Genomic DNA, 803 nt, shown 5'->3' on the forward strand with positions numbered 1-803 from the left:
ATCTTTTAAAAATTTGAAGTTATCTTCATACAAAATATGTCCTTTAGTATAAGCAGTATAGCCTCGAAGGGTCGTTCCTATGTAATCAAAACCTAATTTATCAGCATATTGTGCTTCTTCAAGTGTAGAGATATCAGCCATAATTTCTATATTTGGTGCTTGCTGACGTATATAAGAAACAAGTTCTTGTAATGATTCTTCAGGACGTTCCTGCTTTGTAGCATCTAAGGCAATAACTTCACATTTACTTTCTAGTAATTCATCGACTTCTTTACGTGTTGCGGTGATAAAAACATCAGAATTTGCATAGTCTCTTTTGACAATACCGATGATAGGTAAATTCACCTCTTGTTTTATCGCCATAATGTCTTCTTTAGAGTTTGCTCTAATGCCAACAGCACCACCTTCATATGCAGCTAAAGCCATTTTTGACATGATAAAAGATGAATGTAACGGCTCATTTTCCAAGGCTTGACATGAGACAATTAATCCTTGTGGTAACATAATAATACACTCCGTAACTTTAGTAGATTTAATAAAATACTTTATTATCTAATAGATTTATATTTTTAATATAACACCAAGAAAATAATAATCAATATATTTCATTGTTATGAAAAACATTTTCATTTATACTATAGCTATGATTGGGATGGGAGGATAGATAATATGAAATTTGAAAATCGCGTGCAACGTTACCATCATTTATTTACTAAAACAGATAAACAAATCGTAGCGTATATTCAAAACAATGACTTTGACGACACATTTTCAACAATTAATTCATTAGCATATGCGATTGG

1 protein-coding gene and 1 pseudogene are annotated in these 803 nt (G+C 31.1%); one reads left to right on the plus strand and one right to left on the minus strand.

Annotation, left to right across the window (positions count from 1 at the left end; genetic code table 11):
- The coding region (locus tag KA878_RS13870) for an N-acetylmannosamine-6-phosphate 2-epimerase (protein ID WP_210142241.1) at positions 1-504 on the minus strand (504 nt) is incomplete at its 3' end.
- 165 nt (positions 505-669) lie between these two features.
- Between KA878_RS13870 and KA878_RS13875 the strand changes: the two are divergent.
- Positions 670-803 (plus strand): annotated as a pseudogene (locus KA878_RS13875) (MurR/RpiR family transcriptional regulator); the annotation flags it as partial.

The sequence above is a fragment of the Staphylococcus sp. GDY8P57P genome (assembly GCF_017892585.1).
In the GTDB taxonomy this organism is placed as follows: Bacteria; Bacillota; Bacilli; order Staphylococcales; family Staphylococcaceae; genus Staphylococcus; species Staphylococcus borealis.